The sequence below is a fragment of the Peribacillus sp. FSL E2-0159 genome (assembly GCF_038643155.1).
GTDB lineage: Bacteria > Bacillota > Bacilli > Bacillales > DSM-1321 > Peribacillus > Peribacillus simplex.
The window spans coordinates 257,267-279,670 of the sequence record NZ_CP152053.1 but is presented as its reverse complement, the minus strand read 5'-3'; the positions used below and the strand labels follow the sequence as shown (position 1 = coordinate 279,670).

17 protein-coding genes and 1 riboswitch are annotated in these 22,404 nt (G+C 39.0%); of the genes, 4 read left to right on the top strand and 13 right to left on the bottom strand.

The window, feature by feature from the left end; translation table 11 throughout:
• Nucleotides 1–120: 120 nt before the first annotated feature.
• Both NYE63_RS01465 and acpS read right to left on the bottom strand, forming a co-directional pair.
• Nucleotides 121–1,125, bottom strand: coding sequence for an outer membrane lipoprotein carrier protein LolA (locus NYE63_RS01465; RefSeq protein ID WP_342603816.1), 1,005 nt, complete (start codon nt 1,123–1,125; stop codon nt 121–123).
• Between the two features lie 243 nt (nt 1,126–1,368).
• Complete coding sequence (acpS, locus tag NYE63_RS01460) at nt 1,369–1,719, bottom strand: holo-ACP synthase (protein ID WP_342603815.1); 351 nt, start codon at nt 1,717–1,719, stop codon at nt 1,369–1,371.
• A 108-nt stretch (nt 1,720–1,827) separates the two neighbouring features.
• Here acpS and NYE63_RS01455 point away from each other — a divergent pair, with 108 nt between their 5' ends.
• Nucleotides 1,828–2,418, top strand: coding sequence for a rhomboid family intramembrane serine protease (locus tag NYE63_RS01455; RefSeq protein WP_342603814.1), 591 nt, complete (start codon nt 1,828–1,830; stop codon nt 2,416–2,418).
• A 26-nt stretch (nt 2,419–2,444) separates the two neighbouring features.
• Here NYE63_RS01455 and NYE63_RS01450 read toward each other — a convergent pair whose 3' ends face one another.
• The 3 genes from NYE63_RS01450 to NYE63_RS01440 form a co-directional block, all read right to left on the bottom strand.
• Nucleotides 2,445–3,908: a PH domain-containing protein gene (locus NYE63_RS01450; RefSeq protein WP_342603813.1), complete on the bottom strand. Its 1,464-nt coding sequence runs from the start codon at nt 3,906–3,908 to the stop codon at nt 2,445–2,447.
• Nucleotides 3,901–4,374 carry a PH domain-containing protein gene (locus NYE63_RS01445; protein ID WP_342603812.1) on the bottom strand — a complete coding sequence of 158 codons (474 nt, stop codon included), beginning with the start codon at nt 4,372–4,374 and terminating at the stop codon, nt 3,901–3,903. The genes NYE63_RS01450 and NYE63_RS01445 overlap by 8 nt, the downstream gene beginning before the upstream one ends.
• A gap of 218 nt (nt 4,375–4,592) precedes the next feature.
• A complete protein-coding gene (locus NYE63_RS01440) occupies nt 4,593–6,092 on the bottom strand; it encodes a DEAD/DEAH box helicase (RefSeq protein WP_342603811.1) in 1,500 nt (499 codons plus the stop codon).
• A 1,345-nt stretch (nt 6,093–7,437) separates the two neighbouring features.
• On the opposite strand from NYE63_RS01440, the gene NYE63_RS01435 reads away from it, so the two are divergent.
• Nucleotides 7,438–8,589: a PP2C family protein-serine/threonine phosphatase gene (locus NYE63_RS01435; protein WP_342603810.1), complete on the top strand. Its 1,152-nt coding sequence runs from the start codon at nt 7,438–7,440 to the stop codon at nt 8,587–8,589.
• A 51-nt stretch (nt 8,590–8,640) separates the two neighbouring features.
• On the opposite strand, the gene murF is transcribed toward NYE63_RS01435, so the two are convergent.
• The 3 genes from murF to NYE63_RS01420 form a co-directional block, all read right to left on the bottom strand.
• Complete coding sequence (gene murF, locus NYE63_RS01430; protein WP_342603809.1) at nt 8,641–10,023, bottom strand: UDP-N-acetylmuramoyl-tripeptide--D-alanyl-D-alanine ligase; 1,383 nt, start codon at nt 10,021–10,023, stop codon at nt 8,641–8,643.
• A gap of 157 nt (nt 10,024–10,180) precedes the next feature.
• Nucleotides 10,181–11,263 carry a D-alanine--D-alanine ligase gene (locus tag NYE63_RS01425; protein ID WP_063236345.1) on the bottom strand — a complete coding sequence of 361 codons (1,083 nt, stop codon included), beginning with the start codon at nt 11,261–11,263 and terminating at the stop codon, nt 10,181–10,183.
• 298 nt (nt 11,264–11,561) lie between these two features.
• The gene (locus NYE63_RS01420) at nt 11,562–12,344 is read right to left on the bottom strand and encodes a hypothetical protein (protein ID WP_342603808.1); all 783 of its coding nucleotides are present in this window, start codon (nt 12,342–12,344) and stop codon (nt 11,562–11,564) included.
• 165 nt (nt 12,345–12,509) lie between these two features.
• On the opposite strand from NYE63_RS01420, the gene NYE63_RS01415 reads away from it, so the two are divergent.
• Entirely contained in the window at nt 12,510–13,265 is a 756-nt protein-coding gene (locus tag NYE63_RS01415) for a class I SAM-dependent methyltransferase (protein WP_342603807.1), read from the top strand.
• A gap of 42 nt (nt 13,266–13,307) precedes the next feature.
• Here the strand turns inward: NYE63_RS01415 and NYE63_RS01410 are convergent, their stop codons facing one another.
• From NYE63_RS01410 to NYE63_RS01390, 5 genes are all read right to left on the bottom strand, one after another.
• Nucleotides 13,308–14,567, bottom strand: a complete 1,260-nt coding sequence (locus NYE63_RS01410) for a cation:dicarboxylase symporter family transporter (protein ID WP_342603806.1) — start codon at nt 14,565–14,567, stop codon at nt 13,308–13,310.
• 172 nt (nt 14,568–14,739) lie between these two features.
• Nucleotides 14,740–14,886, bottom strand: a riboswitch (cyclic di-AMP (ydaO/yuaA leader).
• 199 nt (nt 14,887–15,085) lie between these two features.
• A complete protein-coding gene (locus NYE63_RS01405; RefSeq protein ID WP_342603805.1) occupies nt 15,086–16,348 on the bottom strand; it encodes an efflux RND transporter periplasmic adaptor subunit in 1,263 nt (420 codons plus the stop codon).
• A gap of 14 nt (nt 16,349–16,362) precedes the next feature.
• Nucleotides 16,363–17,025 carry a hypothetical protein gene (locus NYE63_RS01400; RefSeq protein ID WP_342603804.1) on the bottom strand — a complete coding sequence of 221 codons (663 nt, stop codon included), beginning with the start codon at nt 17,023–17,025 and terminating at the stop codon, nt 16,363–16,365.
• A 128-nt stretch (nt 17,026–17,153) separates the two neighbouring features.
• Nucleotides 17,154–18,047: a YegS/Rv2252/BmrU family lipid kinase gene (locus tag NYE63_RS01395; protein ID WP_342603803.1), complete on the bottom strand. Its 894-nt coding sequence runs from the start codon at nt 18,045–18,047 to the stop codon at nt 17,154–17,156.
• Nucleotides 18,048–18,179: 132 nt separating this feature from the next.
• Nucleotides 18,180–19,058 carry a TetR/AcrR family transcriptional regulator gene (locus tag NYE63_RS01390; protein WP_342603802.1) on the bottom strand — a complete coding sequence of 293 codons (879 nt, stop codon included), beginning with the start codon at nt 19,056–19,058 and terminating at the stop codon, nt 18,180–18,182.
• A 189-nt stretch (nt 19,059–19,247) separates the two neighbouring features.
• On the opposite strand from NYE63_RS01390, the gene NYE63_RS01385 reads away from it, so the two are divergent.
• Nucleotides 19,248–22,376: an efflux RND transporter permease subunit gene (locus NYE63_RS01385; RefSeq protein WP_342603801.1), complete on the top strand. Its 3,129-nt coding sequence runs from the start codon at nt 19,248–19,250 to the stop codon at nt 22,374–22,376.
• Nucleotides 22,377–22,404 lie beyond the last annotated feature (28 nt).

Here is a 22,404-nt window from a genome sequence, read left to right as displayed (position 1 = left end):
CCCAGCTGCCAGCCTAAATCAAATAGAAGGATTAAAAATGTCAACAAGCTGCTTCCCCGCCTATCCTACCTAGAAGAAGCCTTCGTAAGGAGACGGGAAACATCAGCATGTTATGTAATCCTATTTGACTGGATCTTCCCCAACCGAACGGGCGACTTCTATCATCTCTTCCTGTTCCAAATCCTTTGATGCAAGCATATAATCGACACCTTCAAAAGTCCATGCAATCGTATTTCCTGTCATGGCTCCGACAGTATAACCCAAATCAACCGGTTCTCCATTCACATTCGTCGATACGGAAGTTTGAACTACCTCAGCTTTTTCCTGAACTAATGTAAAACTTTTTGTACCCTCATAGGTCAAAACGACACGCTCTCCCTTTTCCGTCGTAATTTCTTTTTCTTCCGTTAAATTCATATCACCAATATTTTCAGGGTATTTCACCGCAAACCCCTCATTTTGGACTTCTGCCATAACGGGCGCTTCAAGTTGTGCACTTGTCATGTTTTTCTTCATATCAAATGAATCTTTATCAAAAGTCGTATCGAATTTAACTTTTGAGAATTCAACAAGAACCAACGCGGTCTTATCGGGGTCCATGACTTTTACACTGACTGGAGACAAGTCCTTTTTGTTTATAGTAATCTCTTGATATGGCAACATTTTATTGTTTTGGTAGCGCGTTTTCGTTTCAAAGACATAATGTTTATCCGTTTCTTTATATGTCGCACTTTTATCCTCCGTAATGTCTTTCACCAACGACTCGAACAAATAGGCCTGACTGCTGTTCTCCGGCCACTCGCTTTGAAATTTAAAACTTTTATTCAAAGCTGGCGTCAAAACGTATACACCATCATCATTTTTCAATATCATCTGGCTTTGATCCTTCTCTTCATTTTTCAGATTTACGCGGTAAAAAGAAGGGTCCTTATGCCAAATCTCCACATTATACACTTGAGGCTCCGTCCCCATCTTTAATGTCATCTTCGCGTTAGCTTTATATCCTTTCATTTCGCCAAGCTTCTCATTCAATTCACTCACTACGTCACTCTGTGATTTTTGGCCGCAAGCAGAAAGAGCAAGCAAGAGCATGATCCCTGCAAAAAGCATTAACATCTTCTTCATCTTTTCAACCCCTTTTTGTCATTTGAACGTAAAAGGGAGAGGAAAAGGCAGGATCCGGACATTGGCTCGACTGATGTCTTAGATTCCTCAGTATTTTAGACACGGACAAATTCTCGATCCGGCTAAAAACTTTTCGAGAGCACCTACTCTGCCATGTACCTTTTACCGGGCCTTGTCTCCCTATAGCACTAAATGTATATGAGACAACCTTAAGGTTTATGACCCGATTGGACAAAACTCCATTCAGCCTTCAATTACGACTTGGGCAACTGCATAATCCCTGCTGTGGCTAATCGAAAGATGGACCCCTTCAGAAAACGGCTTTGAAATCACCGGCTTTCCTTTATCATCCGAGATGATTTCAATATCCAAAAAGGATAAGTGCTTACCGATCCCTGTACCGTTTGCCTTTGAAAAAGCCTCCTTTGCCGCAAAACGCCCAGCAAAATACTCGACCTTCCTTTTTCCATTTAACTTTTCGAAAATCAAGATTTCACTTTCTGTTAATATACGCTCCTTTAAACGGGGTTGCCGATTAATCAATGTTTCCATTCTATCCAACTCAGTAATGTCTACGCCTATACCTTTAATCACTTTGACACCTCTTCTATTCATTTAATAAGCTGCATATTATTAGGAGGACTCTTTTACCTGAAAATGATAATATTGTATCTAATTAAAAATGATAATAAGGAGGAATTTATGTTTACAAGAACAGAAGGCTTCCGCGAATACGCAAATTCATATCGAGCTGTAACTGTGCTCATACTCATTATGATGATTGTTTTCGTTCTCGTCCTTTTCCCCATATTTCCCGGTAATGTACTCTTTTATTATGGCACAGGTGTGAACTTATATATCGCTGATGGACAATGGTGGCGTTTGATCACCCCCATCTTTCTACATAGCACGTTTACACATTTACTGTTTAATGGATTCTCACTTGCCATCTTTGGTCCATTCCTAGAGAAATTACTTGGAACCGTTAAGTTTTCAATCTTCTTTTTATCGACAGGAATCCTTGCCAATATTGCAACCTTCCTAATTAACCCACTGACATATAACCACGTTGGTGCCAGCGGAGCAATTTTTGGCTTACTCGGATTCTTTCTATATCTTGTACTGTTCAATAAAACCAATTTTACGAACAACGAAAGAAATACAGTATATACACTGACCGGAATTGCCATTATCATGACTTTCATTCAACCACAGATCAACGTTGTCGGACATTTGGCTGGACTAGCAACCGGCTTTTTAACAGCTCCATTATACTTAAGAAAAAAATGGTAGGACAAACAGCCGACTCTTCCTTTCAATCATTGGGAGTCGACTGCTTTTTTAGGTAAATACCATGATTTAATTATTAGGCAATCCTTTTCTTCCACATCAGCAACCATGCCGACCCGGGAGGTGATTCCTGATTTAATCGATGCTGAAATCGTAGCTAATTCTTTTCGATTCTGAAACCAACTTTTTTTATATGTGATTGATTGAATTCTGCTTCTCTGCATGATCAATGTTTGCTTTGAGAAAAAACGGCCGCTCAATAGCAACAAATCCCCGTCTATGCTCCATCCTGCATCTCTATATTGCATGTAAGCCCAAAAAATCGCCAATGGTACAAGCAAAAGGGAAAGATAACCCCAAGGTCTGAAAAACCATACCATGGCACCAATGATCGGGATTATGTATAGAACCTTACGAAATACATACCGGGAAAGCGCACGCTTAGGTATCGGTGTCATCTCCGTGGTTGTTTCATAAACCGGTAAAATTTCCAGGATTTTTTCATGTAAATACTTCTTCCTGATTAAAGGGAACAGCATGATGGATAGACTTTCTTTATCTTCCATACTGCCTCCCGCATACTCAATATAAACCGTAGCCAATCCCAATGGCTTTCTAATCAAATTCTCCATGATCCGGATACCTTGGATTTTATGGATAGGGATTGTCAGCTGTCTTTTCTCGAGAAGCCCTCTGGAAATAACGATTTCCTCCTCCGTTTTTATCACGGTAAAGGAAGCATATTTAATTACCATACTTAATGTGGCCAGTACATAAACCACCAATAAGCCCAAAAGTGCAAACACGGTCAGAATGATGGTCCCCATTTCAATAAAATCTTCATAATCCTTAAATATCCTCTCAAAGGGTATCATTTCATCGAACTGTGAAATAAAAGCGATTGCCCCAGATAGGAAGACACCCACCGCTCCCGAAGTGGCAGCCATAACGAATAGTTGCGGCAGCGTCTGCTTAAAGACGGAAGACGTTTTTGCTGCATATTCATTATCAGTGACCTCATCTTTATCCTTATCAAAAGGATTATTCGCATTTTTTTCCTCACTTATAAAAGCATTGATTCGATCCGCATCATTTTTGCTTATGGCTGATAATACGGCATCGGCCTGAGACCCGCCTGCCGTTTCAATATTCAACTTCACCAGGCTGAATATCCGTTGGATGATCCCCTCTGATATATCTATACTATGGATCCGATCAAACTTTATATACCGTTTCTTCCTTACGAATACTCCAGACTCAATTCTAAATTCACCATCTTCCATGCGATATGTAAAACGTACCCATTGAAGGAATGCATTACTTATAATTAAAAGTATAATAATGGCAATGACCAACGGTTGTATCCATCCAGGAATCCCTTCATTCTTCCCAGGAATGACGACCACTAATAAAAAAGGGATGACTAACTCCTTAATCGATTTAATAATGTTAAGCAATACAGCTATAGGGTGAAGCCTTTTAGGTTCAGACATCTTCTTCCTCCACACTTGCCATTCTAGAAATATAGTGCCGCAGTTCATCTGCCTCAGCCAGGTCCAGAGCAGGGATAACATGAAGGGTCGCTGCAGTGGAAATTTCAACGGAGGCTAAATCGTATTTTCTTAATAATGGCCCTTGCTTCGTTTCAACATGCTGAACCCTAATCATGGGTATGAGTGTTCTTTTAATGACGAAAATACCACTTTGAATATCAATTTCGGTATTTCTTACTTCGTAACGCCATCTCTTCCATTTCACCGATGGAATCAGAAAGATGGCCAGATAGGATTGGATAATCGAAATTAAGATCAACGCTCCAAACGCCCAATATGTCCAATCAAAAATGATTGTAAGCACGAGTACGGCGATGCTTATAATCCAAGTTATTGAACAGCTTATAAGCCCACTGATTTTCCATACGGTCAAGGCCTTATTAGATATACGATTTTCAGGTTCCATGTGCTTCTCCTCTTCTGGACAGGTAATTTTAAAACAATTTTCATCATCCATCCCTCGCTTTCATCCATTATACTATAATTAAATACTGGAAATTAACCCCTTTTCAAACAAAGGCAATGAGTAGTCCATCCAAAAACCGCCAACCATTCGGATACCCTATAAAGTATGGAGATGCACATAAAAAAATGCCGCTCAAATGAGCGGCATTTCCAATTCAATTAAATCTTATTTGTTTTTTCTCTTTTTTGGCTCGTGCTGCGGTTTCCGTAACCATTCGATTTACGGTTCGTGCTTGGGCGTTTACTTGATCCGCTACCGTAATCTTTTCTGCCTGAAGAACTGCGGCCATTGCGCTGTCTGTTACTAGAAGAACTGCTTCCTCCGCGATTGCGACGCATTGGAGATGGAGATTCTTCCGTTAACTTGATAGGCGTTTGATCCGGTTCTTTTGTCATTGATTTAAGCATAGCTGCAACTAAATCCGCTGCGCTATGTTTTTGTAATAATTCTTCCGCTTGACCAAGGTATAATGTTAAATCCTCATTTTCGATTGTATTAAGGATTTTTTCCGTTACTGCTTTTTGTTGACCTTCCAACGCTTCAGTTAACGTAGGAGTCTTAAGTTTCTCCATACGTTTTTTCGTTGTATGTTCAACTGCATGCAGTTGGCCTCTTTCTCTTGGTGTTACAAACGTAATGGCAATACCATGTTTACCCGCACGTCCTGTACGTCCAATACGGTGAACGTAGCTTTCCGGATCTTGAGGGATATCAAAGTTGTATACGTGAGTAACGCCTGAAATATCAAGTCCACGTGCAGCCACATCAGTAGCAACGAGTACATCGATGCTGCGGTCTTTAAACTTTTTCAATACAGAAAGGCGTTTTGCCTGACTAAGGTCACCATGAATGCCTTCAGCCATATAACCGCGGATATTCAATGCAGATGCCAATTCATCAACACGACGTTTCGTACGTCCGAAGACGATGGCAAGATCCGGTGTTTGAATATCGAAAAGGCGTGCAAGTGTATCGAATTTTTCACTTTCTTTTAACTCCAAGTAATATTGTTCGATACGATCCACTGTCATTTCTTTTGCTTTTACACGTACAAGTACGGGTTCCCGCATGAATCTTTCAGCAATTTTACGGATTGGATCAGGCATTGTAGCTGAGAAAAGCAATGTTTGCCTTTCGTCAGGAACAGTTGAAAGGATCAATTCGATATCCTCAATGAATCCCATGTTAAGCATTTCATCCGCTTCATCAAGAACTACAGTGTGAACTCCGCCTAATTTAATATTTTTACGTTTGATATGGTCTAAAAGACGACCAGGCGTACCAACGATAATATGTGGTTTTTTCTTTAAAGCACGGATTTGACGGTCGATGTCTTGTCCACCATAAACTGCAAGTACACGAGCGCGTTTTCCGTAACCAAGCTTGAAAAGTTCCTCGGAAACTTGAATCGCAAGCTCACGTGTAGGTGCAATGACAATCCCTTGCACGTTTTCGTTATTAATATCGATGTTTTCCATCAATGGAATACCGAATGCCGCTGTTTTACCTGTTCCCGTTTGCGCTTGACCAATGATATCTTTACCTTCAAGTGCTAGAGGTATCGTTTGGGATTGTATCGGGCTCGCTTCTTCAAACCCCATTTTTTCTATTGATTTCATGGACGTTCTATCTAATCCTAATTCGCTAAACAATGTCAATGTTTTCGTACTCCTTTTTATATCGTAAATTTACACGTGCATTCATGGATCATGCACAGATGTTTTAGTTCAAATCCTCATCATCATGACGGATGTTCTTCTTTATCTCTTATAAAAAGTTTATCATTATCACCTAAAAGTATGTCTGCCTTTTAGTTCAAATGAACTCAATATGATTTTTTAAAAAGGAAATATACCAGTATGGACATTCACTGGCATTTTTAACTTCGCGCACGTGTAGGCTTATCATTAACATACGCTCATCTTTTTAAAAGTACATGTAACCAAAATTAAATTCAATATGGAAAATTAAAAGTAGCATAAACGGGTGTTTCACCGTTTTATTCAGGTGAGGGCTGCTGCACCTATTATTCATCAGACTTAAAAAGGCTGTATGAACAAAACTTGACGAGAGCCAAGATTCTTATACAAAACAGGCCCGGTGCGTTGAGGATTTGCAGAAGTGGAAAAGCGCTTAAATGCGGCTTGATTCCCTAATAGCTACTAAAGCCGCCAAGAGATGCAGCTTTTATATATGACCAGACGCGCGGCCTATTTAATCTAAAATAATCTCAAGAATGAACTCATGAAACATGTAAGAACATACAATTTTGTTGCCTCAACCTGATTAATTTAAATAATCATCAATGATAAGACATTTAAACTCATACTCATATTACCATTTTCAAACTGTTAATGCAATAAAGGATATCGCCCCATTCAGAGTTACTAAAAACTTTAGAACGTTTCAAAAACGAAGAAATTGGATATTTCTACCTGAAAATTATGCAGCCTTATTTATTCAATAGGATTACCGTAGTTACTATATCCATTCATGCGAAAGTCGATTCAGACTGTAGACAAATTCGAGGAAAGCGAGTTTGCATACAGTTTTTTTCTTTAAAAAACGTTTCAGTTGTTTTCAGAAATCCAGTTAGAAGGATTTCATAAAACAGTAAACTAGTCCTGTTTTATGAGACCATTCCGAACCCCCTTGTCGACTAACTGTATCCATTTATGAGTAAATGGATTCTTTATTTATATCTTAAAACTGCAGCAGAAATATTATATGTTTCACAAAACGAACATCCATTTATATACATGATATGTGTGTAAATCAAATAGTTTCAACAAACCTTTTTTCCGGAAGGATTAGTCCGAATGAATGGACACCTTCCAAGGTTACCTCCGTTGAAAAAAGAAAGGACTTATTATGATCCCCTTTGAATTTCCAGGTATTTGGCATCATTAAATTTTCGAAAATTCCATCTTTTCACTCAAAAATTATAGTAAATAAGTCTAAATGCAGTATGATTGACCTATCAACAAAACAATAGGGGGTTATATGAATATATTCACAATAGATGTTCCTTTATGTAAGGATTTTTGTCGAATCTTAAAGAAAATGAACAAGAAAGTCACCTTTTTGGAGGATCCACTCAATCAAAGTCATCTATTCGAGGATTCAACGGACTTAATGAAATCATTATTTATTTTACCTTTACACATATCAAAAGATTCTTGGCAGCAAACTTCTTTGTTCGCCTTAGCTGAATCTCACGAAATCCCTATCTTATTCATTTACAAACGTGCTTTAGGAATGGAGCCCCCTCTGGATTTACCAGAAAAGACCTTATATGAAACCATGGCGGTCCCTGCCGATTCAGTAGAAGTCAGGATTAAATTAAAGTCACTACGAAACATCAGCATGCAACTGTTTTCGGCAAAAATGAAGGGGCAAGAGCTTGAAAAGATACACCAAAAATCAGCAAGGAGCCTGCGAATCGCTAAGGGCATTCAACTTTCTGGTCTACCTTTGTCGATCAATAATGAAGATATAGAGGTCAAAGGTCTTTCCCAGCCTTCGAGTGAACTTTCAGGGGATTTATTTTACTGGACCGAGGTTGATGACAGAATCTACGGCTTCATAATGATCGATGTATTCGGAAAGGGCATCCATACAGCACTTATAAACATGTCCATACGCACATTGATGCCCGACCTTATCAAACGTGTAAAAGACCCCATTTTCATAACAGAGGAACTGGACAAACATATACGGAATCTATTTCAAGGAGTTAAGCAGGAAAATAAAAACCATGTTCGTATTACAGCCTTCATCGCATACGTGAATACAAAGGATCGACTCATCGAATATGTGAACTACGGACTTCCTTCAGCCTTTTTGTATTCTCCATGCACCAATCAAATTCTCAATTTGAACGAAGGGGCCACACCAAGCGGACCGATTCCCGAATTGCCCATGAAAAAGATAGTATTTCATTATGAACCAGGAAGCCGTTTCATCATATATACAGATGGACTCTCTAAAACGCCCATCCCTTCCGCCATTGACCGATCTGACAATATCGAAAGGGAATTCATCAAAAATGTCCATCTCGATACACATGACCTTCTTCAGGAGCTATTGGTCTCAAGGATGAGGCATTCAGTAATTAACGATGACATCTGCATTATTGCCGGGACACTTTTTTAACCACGATAAAAAAGGCCGTTTCAAAAAAGAAACGGCCCTTTCTACGCTTTTTTATTTTTGTAAGGCTTGAACGACTTCCTCCAGCTTCATGCCCCTAGAAGCTTTGACAAGAATGATGTCATTTTCCTGTGTAGACGACTTAAGTTCCTCTATAAGCTCCTGCTTATCTTGAAAAGGACGAACTTTCTCCGATGAAAAAGCCTTGCTCGCTCCCTTGGCAATAAACTCGGCTAAAGGACCATACGTGAAGATCATATCAATCCGCTCACTGGAAATCAATTCACCAATTTTTAAATGAAAGTCTTTTTCCTGTGGCCCTAACTCCAACATGTCTCCCAATACAAGTATCTTTTTCTCGAATCCAGATAATCCCTCAACTAACTCCACTGCTGCCTTAACTGAAGTTGGGCTGGCATTATACGCATCATTTATGATTTTCTGCCCTTTTGCGCCCTCGACCAATTCCATCCTCATATTAGTTAACTGAATGGTTGATAAACCTTTACGGATCGCTGAATCATCCACATTGAATTCTTTGGCAACCAAGATGGCAGCCAATGCATTGAGAACATTATGATTGCCTAAAACGGGTATCTCATAATTAATTTCCTTTTCATCACTTGCGATTGTAAACTTAGTACTGTCTGCTCCTTGGCTAATTGTCTGTGGATATAAATCATTTTGTTCCGTACGTCCAAAAGATATTACGTTTAAATCAGGAAAATCCTTTTTGATCCGATTGCGAAGCAATGGTTCATCACCATGATAAATCAGCGTTCCATCTTTCGCCAAACCTTCGACAATTTCCAACTTTGCATTCGCGATTTCCTCGCGTGATCCTAAATCCAATAAGTGTGATTCACCGATATTGGTAATGATCGCTACATCAGGCTTTGCCATTTTGGATAAGAACTCAATCTCACCGCGGCTGCTCATTCCCATTTCCAAAACAGCCGCTTCAGTATCCTCTTCCATAGAAAGCACCGTTAGTGGCAAACCTAAATGATTATTGAAGTTCCCATTGGTTTTATGAACTTTATAGGTAGTAGCCAGCAGCGCAGCTGTCATATCTTTCGTAGTCGTCTTACCGTTGCTGCCTGTTATCCCAATGACTTTTATATTCAACTGCCGACGGTAAGAACGCGCCAATTGCTGAAGTGCCTTTTCGGTATTTTCGACAATGATTATCGGTAAATCATTAGGAGGATTCGGAACATCCCTTTGCCAAAAAGAAGCCGCCGCTCCTTGCGCTAAAGCTTGCTTGACATACTGATGGCCGTCAACCTGCCCACCCTTAAGCGGAATGAACAAACACCCTTCCTTAACCGTTCTTGAATCGATGGTAACCCCATTAATCACTTTGGACTGGAATGGACTGATATCATTCAATCCCTCTGCCATTTCATGTACTTGTTTTAACGTTCTCTTTATCATTTTGTTCCTCCTACGTTCATCGAACCGTTAATCGCTCTCTTCTTCCATTAACCAAACGAAGCAGAAACCAGTTTAAATCGACCGGTTCCTGCTGATTAGAATCCATCAAATCAAAGTTTGATGGATTGTGAAGTTTACTGATACATTACCTGCATGATCAAACTGTATATTTGATTTGTTGTTTTTCCTGATGACGTTCCAAGGCAAGTTTCACGAGTTTTTCAATTAACGCTGGATAGTCGACACCTGTGTGCTTCCACAATAACGGAAACATGCTGAAAGGAGTAAACCCAGGCATTGTATTCACTTCATTAATATAGATTTGCCCTTCATTCGTTAAGAAGAAATCAGCGCGAACCAATCCAGAGCAATCCAATGACTTAAAGGCAGTAATGGCCATTTCGGATAAAGCTGCATACTCGCTTTCCGTTATCTCCGCCGGGATGACCATCGCTGAATTACCGTCTACATATTTTGCTGAATAATCATAGAAGGCAAAATCTTTCTTAGGGATGATTTCACCTGCCACGGAACATGACGGTTCATCATTACCAAGAATACCAAACTCTAGTTCACGAGCAACTACCCCTTCTTCAATGATGATCTTCCGATCGAATTGAAAAGCTTCCGCTACCGCTTTTTCCAATTCATCAGCATCATTACATTTGCTGATACCCACACTCGAGCCTAAATTGGCAGGTTTGACAAAACAAGGATACCCCAATTCATCCGCTACCTTTTTAATGGCACTTTCAGTATTCTTCTCCCATTCAGAACGAATGAACCAAGTGTATTTAACTTGAGGAAGTCCCGCCTGGGCAAAAATGTTTTTCATGATGACCTTATCCATTCCTGCTGATGAAGCTAAAACGCCATTGCCTACATAAGGAAGGTTCAATAGTTCCAGCATCCCTTGTACGGTCCCATCTTCTCCATTTGGTCCGTGAAGCAATGGGAAAATTACGTCATACCCTGTTGATTCACTATTTTCATCAGTTGAATGTGCCTGCAAGGCAAGAGGCGAGCTAGATTTTTCCGGTGAAAATGTCAAAGCTTCCACATTCTCAGCGGGTCCTGTTAACTTCGGTCCATTAATCCATGAACCCTCTTTTGTTATGTAAATCGGATATATATCAAACTTTGCTAAATCGAGAGCTTTAATGACCGCTAAAGCCGTCTGCATAGAAACCTCATGCTCCGCAGATTTTCCACCATAAAGCAAACCAAGTTTAGTTTTCATGAGTTATTACCCTCCAATATTCTTTTAACCATGTCCATTGTATCACTTTACACTAAAACGGATAAAGCAAACTCCACATTTCTTTTTTATTACAACTTACACCCGCCTACCCTACAGCCTGTTTATGCGGGGTAAAGCGATACTTCCATCACTGGTGCTTTTCCAATGATTACTATCAACGGAGCACAGCCTGTGCGTCGCCCTCTCTTATCTTTTATGCATGAGATGGTAAGTCTTACACCTAAAAAATAAAAGGATTTCAAATAATCCAATCCACGAACCTTAGAAGTTGGGATAATTAGGAGGATGATGTATTTTTAATAACGCTTTCCCATACCTTTTCTTTTCGATTGAAGGTAATAAAGGCATCTGGCTCCTTAATATCTCTATCCGAAAAGTCATCATGCATTTCATCCATGTTTAAATAATCCCCTACGACCCATGCCGGTATCTCAATTTTCGTTCTTGTATACTTAACATGACGAAAGGAAAAAACGAGCCCCTCTGCAAGAATATGAGCCAAGGAAGAAATGATTTCTGGCGGAATCGCCGTCAGCTCTTTTTTCTTTCTGATTCCAAGCCACGTCCTCTCTACTTTTAAAGGCTCCAGCTTTAGCGGAATCAGGCTACCTAACATCATATAATATGTCGAAAGAGAACGAAAATAAATTTTATTGAACCAGCCATCATCCTGGGCAAGGTACACAAATTGATTATTCAATTTACGGAAAAATGGGGGATCCAGATGGGTTTTTGTGTGCCCTAAATATAAAAGTTCCGCTATTTCCCTTCCATCCAATTCATCCAGACCTTCCGCTTCTTCAAAATCGATCCAACAGAAATCTCCATATGCACGGACATTTTCTTTAACGAGCTTTGCAATATCTTCAGATGAAGCGCTCTCTAGCAGGACATTCAAATTGTATTCCCCACCATCAAATTGATGTTTCAATAATAAGATGGAATCCAAGGTATATGGCAGCGAATAGACGAATTCACGAAAATTGAGTCCATTAAAAAGGACAAACCGTTCGGAAGCCTGCATATGCATATATAAGATATCATTACTATCATTCTTCATAACCTAATCCCCTCCGAGCTCACTATCAATAATTTTATTTTATCAAACTTTTGGGTTTTCACGTAAGTTATATAACCCTCCATATTAACCTAAGGTTAAGGAACACACCCGACAACCATAAATATCCATATAATAGTAAAAAATAAAATTTTGGAGGAATTGATCATGGATAAAATTGAAAAAGGTTTTATCATTAATTCTTTTCATGAGGCCGCTTCCCTTTATGCTGATGTAACTAAAAAATTAGGTCTTTGGAAATCAGAGAAATATGCATTCAAAAAATATTTATTAAAGGATGATGCAATCCTTGATATCGGATGCGGTACAGGAAAAACCACCTTCGCACTATATAAAACAGGTTTTCAAAACATAACGGGAATCGATCTAACCCCTGCCATTCTTAATGAAGCCGAAAAAATAGCGCATGAATATAACCTGGACATCCCCTTTATCCTTGGAGATGCCACGAACCTCCCTTTCAAGGACGCTTCATTCGATAAAGCAATCTTCACTTTTAATGGCTTAATGCAAATTCCCCAGCGACAACACCGCACATCGGCTTTAAAAGAAATCAACCGTATTTTAAAACCTGAAGGAATCTTCATTTTCACAACACATGACCGTGATAAAAACGAAAATTACTTGAACTTTTGGGAGCAGGAGGAAATTATTTGGTGTGGAGGTAAGCAAGATGAGAGGCTTTATGAGTTTGGGGATATTCTCACATCCGGACCACTTCAAAAAGAAACTTACCTCCATATCCCAACACAACTTGAAGTAAATGATTGCCTAGAGGAAGCAGGGCTTACGGTCATCGAGAGCTTTTACCGCAGTGAATTATTTGATGAAAACGAAGATGTCAACGATTTCTCTTCCGATTGCCGCTTCTGGATCGTTCAAAAATCAGGAAGAGCATTTTAATACAAAAAATCCAGAGTGATATTTCACTCTGGATTTTTTGTATTAAGAAACTTGTTCTAGTTCTTTTTTGGAAGGAGGGTTGAATTGACCTTCCCATTTAGAGATGACGATTGCTGCAAGTGAATTACCTATAACGTTTACTACTGTACGTCCCATATCAAGAATACGGTCGATACCGGCAATAAATGCTAGACCTTCAATAGGAATACCGACAGTTCCCAATGTCGCTAAAAGAACTACGAAAGATACACCCGGTACACCCGCAATCCCCTTGGACGTGATCATTAACACTAGCATTAGCGTAATTTGCTCATACATGCTTAAATCGATTCCGTACATTTGAGCGATGAAGATTGCTGCTAACGCTTGGTATAATGTAGAACCATCAAGGTTAAAAGAATATCCAGTCGGAATAACGAATGTAGCAATATGTTTCGGACATCCCGCTTTCTCCATTTTTTCCATGATTTTCGGAAGAACCGCTTCTGAACTTGCAGTAGAGAAAGCAAGGATCAATTCTTCTTTTAGAAGTTTAATCAACGTAAAGATATTGAATCCGACAAATTTCGCAATAATACCAAGAATGACTACTACAAAGAAAATCATTGTTCCGTAAACAGAAAGCGCTAACTTTCCTAGCGGAATTAAAGATTCCAAACCGAACTTGGAGATCGTCACACCGATTAGTGCAAATACACCGATAGGAGCGAATTTCATGACCATGTTAGTTAGGTAGAACATTCCTTCAGCTACACCTTGGAAGAAACGGAATACTGGTTTACCCTTTTCACCGATGGCCGCAATACTAAGTCCAAACAACACGGAGAAGAAAATGATCGCTAGCATATCGCCTTCTACCATGGCTTTAACTGGATTGGATGGCACAATGTGAACGATTGTATCTACAAAAGATTCATGCTGCTTAGTTTCAGCTGTATCAACATAGGTAGAAATATCAGTTTGTTCTAACTTATCCATGTTTACACCAACACCAGGCTGGATGATATTCGCTGAAATTAAACCAACAGCAATCGCTATCATAGTTACCACTACAAAGTATGATATTGATTTAGCTCCAAGTTTACCTACTGATTTTAAATCGCCTACACCTGCAACTGCAACGATAAGGCTTGAAACAATGATCGGCACTACAATCATTTTAATCATTCGTAGGAAAATGTCTCCGAATGGCTGTAAAAAGTTTTGGGCCGTCTCACTACCATAAAAAATGGCACCAACGATAATCCCTAAAATTAAACCAATGAAAATTTGGCTAGCTAAACTTAATTTGAATTTCTTCATTTACTTTCCTCACCTTCCATAAAGTCTTTGATGCAAAAACATTTTTGTCTCGGTAAGGGAAACAGTATACTAATAAAAGAAAGTAATTTTTCTTTTTTTGAAAAACTCTGTCTTTACGCCGAAAAAAAAGACACTTCATGTGTCGATTTCTTATTGGCGTGAATATTCACACATGTTCCCTTAAAGACGCTGACGAGGTTAGCTGTCGGGTTAGGAATTGGAAACACAAAGCCCTTTCATTTCTGAATTCACCCCTAGCGGATAAAATCCACAAAAATGGGTCCCCCGTTCTTGGAATAAGATTAAGCGAGTTAACTTATAATAAAATATTATACTAAAAATGATAATCTGTAAATATTTATTCGCATCCGTTCTAGAAAAAATCTTTAAATATGTCTGAATATTCTGTATTAACAGCTATTGTATCTATAATTACTCTTCCCGATTTTTATTCACATTAAGTTATATTGATATAATTAATAAATAATTTGACATCACCTCTCTTGTTAAAGGAACGGTTATTTTTCCAAAATGCCAAGTAACAGATATCTTACTTTTTCCCTAGAGGTGAATTTTTTATAAGTTTTAACTTTCACTTTTTCAAATTGAATCGGAGTAATAAAATAAGAATGGCTCTTCACTGCCACATTCGGCTTCAGTAGGATGACGTCACCTACCGAAGGTCCTTTTATGATTTCTTGCTTTCCTTCTGCTTTAAGACCTTTTGTAATGTAATGTTTATCCATATATCCTTTTTTAGTCAATTTGTAAATATAAGGCTGTTTTTGGTAATGTACCGCCTCTATAGGAACGGAGGGTACACCGGCTTTCTCATTGGTTATAACAGTAAGATTCACTTTGGATCCCACCAACAAAGGTTCCGTTTCTTCGCCTTCCGGTTCGATTAAAGCCTGAAATGGAAATCTGTTATCTTTTTTTAACGACGGCTCTTCAGCTGGATAGGAATGGATACGGCCTATCGTTCCTTTCAATGCCTTTTTTGAATCAGAGGAACTTGCTTTTATAGTCATGCCCACTTCAGCCTTTTTCATTTCCTTTTCGGAGAAATACCCTTCAATTGCCATATTTGTTGAAACAATGGATATAATGGGGTTATTCAGGTTTTTATTGATATTTTTAACTACACCATCAGCCTCGCTCGTCGTTACGATCGCACTGGACTGCTCCTCAATTGAACTTAATTTAGCGTCAAGCATTTTCACTTTTTCATTTAAACTGTTTTTTTCCAGTTCTTGCTTGTACATTTCTTGCTCAATGTTACTTTTAATAAGTTCCGTCGAGCTTGTTGTTATATCAATATTCAAGTTTTTTTCCACCGATTCATCAATGGCGGCTTTTCCAGAATCACTGGTCAGGGTCCCTTGATAAGACCTCAACTTGCCTATGTATTCTTCAATTCCTGCAATTTCCCCCTCAGCTGCCGTTTTCTCCGCTTCTAAATCCGCTTTAAGCGCATCAAGTTCGGTCGTCGTATACTCAAACAACGAGGATCCAGCCGTAATCGCATCGCCTTCTTTTACAAGGAATTTCTTAAAATCATTTTTCTTGGTATCGAAATAGATATCATACTCTTCTACAGGTTTAATTACCCCATTTGTTTGAATAGTATCCGCAATTGTATCTTTTTTTACCTTTGTCCAGTGTTCAACGAAAACAGTTCGTTCCACTTTGCTTTCTTTTTTTTCAATAAGGTATATGTTAACGGTTATTAACACTATCGACGCAATCGAGACTGCTGCTATTTTCCATTTCCCGCTCATCCTTTTCACCCGCCTTATACAAATACGCCTACTTGGATGTATGCTAAAAAGGCTTTAACAAACCATGTGGCCAGATAGAATAGAACAATCATTAAAAGGACCAAATAATTATTTCGTTCTGAAAATTCCTTTAAATAATAATATTGCAGAGCAATAATAAGAAATTGAAAAATGGTGATTTCGCTGAATAAGTGAATGAAATAATCACTTCTGAGAACATACTGACTGATGATCCCCAATGAAAAAGGATTGGCATCGCTGCCTATGTCCATTAAAACGAATAGAGGAATCAGTAATGTTTTTTCCACTAATTGCAAACCAAAAAGAATCATTTGAACGATAACTAATTTTATATATGGGATATCAGTAACGATCCAAAAGAATAGAGCTGCTAAAAATATGTATATGGAAGGGTCAATTATGCCTGTTATTATATTGCCGCTCAAAATCAGCAACTTTGCTGCTTCGAATTCATTGACACTCATCTTCGTGATTTCTTTGGAGAATGATTCTGAACCAATGCCAAAATATCCCCCAATGGCGAATACTATAACACTAAGAAAATATAAAAATAGTAATTTCAATCCAAGCTTTGTGACTGCCTCTGCATTTTGCAGCTGGTAACGACTCCGATAAGGCTCTAAAATGCCTTTTAACAATCTGACCTGGTACACCATATGTGGTCCTCCTGCAAAAAATGATATATCATCATATATTTTATCTTATTTTGGAAACAATTGCAGAAATAAGGAATGAATAAACAAAAAAAACACATAATCCTTCCCCTTCAAATTTAATCCCCAAACTAATTTGGAGTTAATACTGACAAGTGATGGGCAAGGACTTTAATGCGCGCAGGCGTTTGTCTATAGTTTTCTCCATCCATATCCACATCAAGCGGCATCTTGGTTTCAATGGTCAGGGTACCGGCATGTAAATAAGTCACCCCAGAGTCAGGGCTCAGATCTTTAGTCCATGAACGTTTCATCGCTATTATTTCTAAAAATGCACCAAGGCTTGCATTCTCCAAGATGGCAACGCCAAAGAGCCCATCGTCTGGACTAACCATGGGAAAGGGCAATAAATTTGTGCCGATAAAACAACCATTCAAGACCAAAATCATAACTGCTTCCCCTTCAATGGAATCCCCATCATATTCCAGTTTATAGGAAAAGGGAGCATTCTCACCAATCGTCCTTACAGCACTTAATAAATATCCTATCTTTCCGAACCTGTTTTTTTCCTGCTCATCAATATTGCTTGATGCATCTGAAATAAGTCCTACTCCCCAAAAATTAGAAAAATAATCGTTATTGGCTTGCCCAATATCAATTGAACGAACCCTGCCATTTACTAATGCTTCTGCAGCTTGACGAACATTTTGAGGAATCTTTAATGTTCTGGAGAAGTCATTGCAAGTCCCTCCAGGTAAAATCCCAAACAACGGCCGCCTCCGAAGTGGTGAAAGGCCATTTACACACTCATGTACCGTTCCATCTCCACCTAATACGAAAACTACATCCATGTCTTCACCAAATTCCAAACAAAAACGGCATGCATCGCCTTTTTCCTTTGTTTGTAGTATGAGGAACTCATCAATATGTGGAGCTATTACTGGAAGACAACCCTCAAGATTCCTTTTGAGTTTATCATTCCCGGCATTTTCATTATAAATCAGCATTCCCTTTTTCCATCGCATGATTCTTGCCCCCATATTATTGAAAGGATTGTCTTCTTCCCATCACTTATACTTTTTCCTAAACCCCAGCTTTTGAAACTCATTAAGATTCAAATGAAAAAAAGAGGCTATTCGCCCCTTTCGGTAAAGCCTTCATATATTCGTCAAATAATCCTTCATCATTAAGATAAGCTTTGAACACAAGGGACTTCTTTTTTCATTTTTTTCTAAAAATAACAAAAGGCTTTCCAAGATGATGGGGCTTGGCCTAACTTTTGAAAACTCTTCCTGGATCGCCTTTAAAGCTTCCGTATTTTTACGTGTTTCCATTCCCTCTTCTTTACGTGTTTCCACTTCCAGCATCCTGACGATAATCGAATGGATTTCTTCTTTTGGGCTCATATCCCGCATCGAGCATCCAGGTAGGGGAAATTGTTTCAATAATGGATCTCCCATGTTCTGCAGGCTTGCGATAATGGAATCCATCCGGTTCAATATGAAGCTAGGTAATAATTCCACATCGAAAGCATTTTGTTTCCTGATCAATATTCCGATATATCCTTTGAAAAGGGAATCTAAAATTATGGTGCAATCCGGCAGAAGATCAGCCGAAAGTCCCGGGTACAACTCAATGATTTTACGCTTGAACCAACTCAAGCTCTCTTCATGGATATAATGTAAAAATCTATCTAGTTCTTTGCTGATATGAATCATTTGTTCCTGCATCATCATTTGAATCAAGTTGGTATTTCCCGTCATATGCTCAATGTGAACAGTGATCTGCCTCATGAATTTGTCTTTACTGGACAATGAAGCATCCAGTTCAAGATCAAGTAATGAGTCCGTCAACGCTTCATAATAAAATTTAAAAATGGAGACTAGTAATTCTTCCTTCGATTTAAAATGATTATAAAAAGACCCTTTTGCTATCCCACATTTTTCAGCAATTTCCTGAACGGAAGTCGCATGATAGCCTTTCTCCGCGAAAAGCTCTACAGACTTATCTATGATCATCTTATTTTTTTCTTTCATCAAATTCATCCTATCTCTTAAAATTGTCCATTGGTGACCAATGGGTCACATCTTCCAAATTGTATCCCAAAACCCTTGAAATCACAACGTTAATCCTAACGAATATTATCTGTTGCAATCATAATCCATATACTATATATTTGAGTCTATGACCGACTAGTCACAATTTTATGTATGGAGGGTACAAGCTTGAATTCAATAATTAAATTTTCATTAAAGAATAAATTGGCAATCTGGTTGCTTACGATCATCATCGTTGCAGCTGGTTTATACTCCGGTTTAAACATGAAACAAGAAACAATTCCAAGCATCTCGACTCCTTTAATAAGCATCTCCACTGTATATCCTGGAGCTGCACCCGAAGAAGTAGCAGATAAACTAACAGACCAGATTGAGCAGAAAGTAACAAATTTGCCAGGAGTCGAATTAGTCAGTTCTTCGTCCATGGCTAATGCCTCTTCCATCCAATTACAATATGATTATGATACGGATATGGACGATGCAGTAAAAGAAGTGAAAGAAGCTCTAGAGAAATTAGAACTGCCTGAGGGAGTGGATGACCCAAGCGTATCTAAATTAGAGTTAAACGCTTTTCCTGTCGTCGCACTCAGTGTAACAGATAAGGGTTCGGATTTACCAGCTCTTACAAAAAATGTGGAAGATGTGTTAGTACCTAAACTTGAAGGAATTGACGGCGTGACATCCGTATCAATTTCCGGACAACAGGTAAATGAAGGCAGCCTTGTATTCGACCAGGAAAAGATGGCTCAATACGGGCTCGATGAAGAAACCGTAAAGAAGGTTATCCAGGCCGCAAACGTCAACATGCCGCTTGGCATATATAACTTTGATGATAAAGAAAAAACGATCGTTGTGGATGGAAACATTTCCACATTAAAAGACCTGAAAAATATAAAGATACCTTTAACCGGCGGCTCTCAAACAGGAACGCCAGCACAAACCGGACCGGAAACCAATCAATCATCTCCTGAAATGGCAACAGGTCCTGCCCAACTGCAAAATGTCAAATTATCAGACATTGCCGATGTTAAAATCACCGGTAAGGCTGAATCGATTTCAAGAACAAACGGTAGCGAATCAATTGGGATTCAGGTTACAAGATCTCCCGATGCCGATACAGTTGCAATCGTAGACGAAGTAAACGAAGAAGTATCGAATTTCAAAGAAGAATTTAAAGGCTTAAGTGTACACACTACGCTTGATCAAGCCCAACCGATTAAAGATTCTGTGGAAACCATGATCAGCAAGGCACTCTTCGGCTGTCTGTTTGCCGTCATTGTTATCATGCTGTTCCTTAGGAACTTTAAAACGACTCTCATTTCCGTCATTTCGATTCCATTATCCCTGTTAGCAGCCCTTTTGGTGCTCAAACAAATGGATATTTCATTAAATGTCATGACACTGGGGGCCATGACAGTTGCGATTGGCCGAGTCGTCGATGACTCCATTGTCGTCATTGAAAATATATATAGGAGAATGGCTTTAAAAGGCGAACAATTAAAAGGCGGCGAATTAATACGATCTGCCACTAAGGAAATGTTCATCCCTATCCTTTCATCGACAATCGTTACTGTAGCCGTATACTTGCCTTTAGCAAGCGTTACAGGACCTGTCGGGGAACTCTTCATGCCATTCGCCTTAACAATGGTGTTTGCATTAGTCGCTTCCTTAATAATCGCCATCACACTTGTTCCGGCAATGGCAGACTCTTTATTTAAAAAGGGACTATCTAAAAAAGAATTAAAATCACATGAAGAAAAACCAAGCAAACTATCTGCATTCTACCGAAAAGCACTGGATTGGTCGTTAAACCATAAGTTAATCACTTTCGGTACAGCCATTGTATTATTGGTAGGCAGCTTATTCCTAATCCCAAGCATCGGTGTCAGCTTCATGCCTGCAGATGAAGAAAAAACGATTATCGTCACTTACACTCCCGCACCTGGAGAGTTAAAAGAGGATATTGAAAAGCAAACAGAAAAAGTAGAAAAATACTTCATGGATAAAGATGATGTGAAGACCGTTCAATACACACTTGGTGAAAGCATGATGGGCGGCATGATGGGCGGCTCAAGTAACTCGGCTCTCTTCTATGTACTCTATGATGAAGACACCGAAAATTTCGGGGACAAAAAAGAAACGGTCATAAAAGATTTAACTGAACTTGATTCACCTGGAACATGGAAACAACAAGAATTCACTTCAACATCAAGCAACGAAACCACTCTATTTGTTTACGGAAATACACAAAAAGACATTGAACCGGTAATTGACGATATTCAAAATATCATGAAGAAAAATAAAGATTTAAAAGATGTTGATACAAGTCTTTCCGATGCTTATGAGCAATATACACTAGTTGCAGACCAGGAAAAGCTAAGCGATCTTGGACTGACAGCTGCACAAATTGGTATGTCCATTGCCAATACGAATAAAGATGATGCTATAACTACGATTAAGAAAGATGGAGAAGAAGTCAAAGTATATGTCGAGACAGAAGAAACGGCATTCGAAGACAAAAAAGATCTTGAGAATACGAAAATTTCTTCTCCTATGGGAATGGAAATCCCATTGAAAGAGCTTGTGAAAATCGAAGAAGGCAAAGCTTCCGATACAATCAGCCGCCGTGATGGAAAAATTTATGCCGACGTGTCTGCAACAATCAAATCGGATGATGTAGCAGCAGTAACAGCTGAGGTACAAAAGGAAGTTGATAAATTAGACCTTCCCGCAAGCATCTCTATAGACTATGGCGGAGTAACGGAAGATATCCAAGAATCATTCACTCAACTTGGTATCGCTATGTTAGCGGCCGTTGCTATCGTATACTTTGTACTAGTCGTTACTTTCCATGGTGGTTTAGCACCAATAGCCATTCTCTTCTCCTTACCATTTACGGTAATCGGGGCATTGGCAGGGCTATTTGTTGCAGGTGAGACCATCAGCGTTTCGGCAATGATGGGTGTCCTAATGCTTATTGGCATCGTGGTAACCAACGCCATTGTATTAGTAGACCGCGTTATCAAAAATGAAGAATCCGGGCTATCTACCAGGGAAGCTTTACTCGAGGCAGGCTCCACCCGTCTACGTCCAATCCTGATGACTGCCCTGGCCACAATCGGCGCTTTAATACCTTTGGCAATCGGTGCGGAAGGCAGTGGATTAATATCACAAGGTTTGGGAATTACCGTTATCGGCGGACTGGTGAGTTCTACATTGCTAACACTTGTAATAGTACCGGTAGTATATGAAGTAATAATGAAAATAGGTAAAAAGAAGAAAAAAACAGTTAAGTAAAGAAGAAAAAGAAAGAGGGGATTCCTTA